This is a genomic window from Chryseobacterium sp. 14P4.3.2 (genome assembly GCF_057799275.1).
The window spans coordinates 1-956 of the sequence record NZ_JBYOKO010000064.1 but is presented as its reverse complement, the minus strand read 5'-3'; the positions used below and the strand labels follow the sequence as shown (position 1 = coordinate 956).

Here is a 956-nt window from a genome sequence, read left to right as displayed (position 1 = left end):
TAATAGGTCTTAACATTCAGAGCAATACCATGGAAAACCAGATCCAGTATGACCGATATGACAGCAAAGGTAATCTGGAACAATATACCTTAAAAGAAGGAACTCCTGTAACCATCATCTGGGGGTACAACAAAACTCTTCCTATTGCAAAAATAGAAGGAGCGAGGATGATTGATATTCCACAATCGGCCATAACAACCATTGTCAATGCGTCCAATATCGATGCATCTGCCGGAGTAAACAATGATGAATCGGCGCTGCTGGCTGTTCTGGATACCTTTAGAAAAACCACTGCAGCCAATACCCAAATTACCACGTACACCCATGATCCTCTGATCGGAATAAGAAGTATCATACAGCCTTCAGGAGTAAAAGAACTGTATTTTTACGATACAGAAAACAGGCTGAAAGAAGTAAAACAGGAAGAAAGAGATGCAAGCGGAAATATTTCTTATAAGACATTAAAAGAATACCAGTACCATTTTAAAAACTAAAGACCGATGAAAAAAATTATAATTCCAATAGGAATTCTGTTGAGTACAGGAGCTCTTCATGCCCAGCTTTCACCAACAGAAAACTATGTCTATACCAAAACCTACCTTGATTATACCACTCCTAAAGTAACAGAGACCGTACAGTATTTGGATGGGCTTTCAAGACCCAAACAGAATATCAATATCAAGGCTTCTCCGGATGGGAAAGATGTTGTAACCTCATTTGAATACGATTTATTTGGAAGACAGGTGAATGAATATCTCCCTGTCCCTCAGTCCGGAACCCAAAATGGAGCGATTTATGGCTCTCCGCTTTCCAATGCCAGCAATCCTCAGATTTATGGCAGTGAGAAGATCTATTCTGAGAAAAGCCTTGAAAGTTCTCCATTAAACAGGATTCAACAGCAGATTCAGGTGGGTACAGACTGGGCTGATAAACCTGTGAAATTTGGCTATGAAGCA

1 protein-coding gene and 1 pseudogene are annotated in these 956 nt (G+C 40.0%); both read left to right on the top strand.

Annotated features, from left to right (window positions below; translation table 11 throughout):
- Positions 1-494: pseudogene (locus AC27VX_RS23800) on the top strand (hypothetical protein); the annotation flags it as partial.
- A gap of 6 nt (positions 495-500) precedes the next feature.
- A partial coding sequence (locus tag AC27VX_RS23795; protein WP_488698461.1) for a DUF6443 domain-containing protein occupies positions 501-956 on the top strand: 456 nt, incomplete at its 3' end.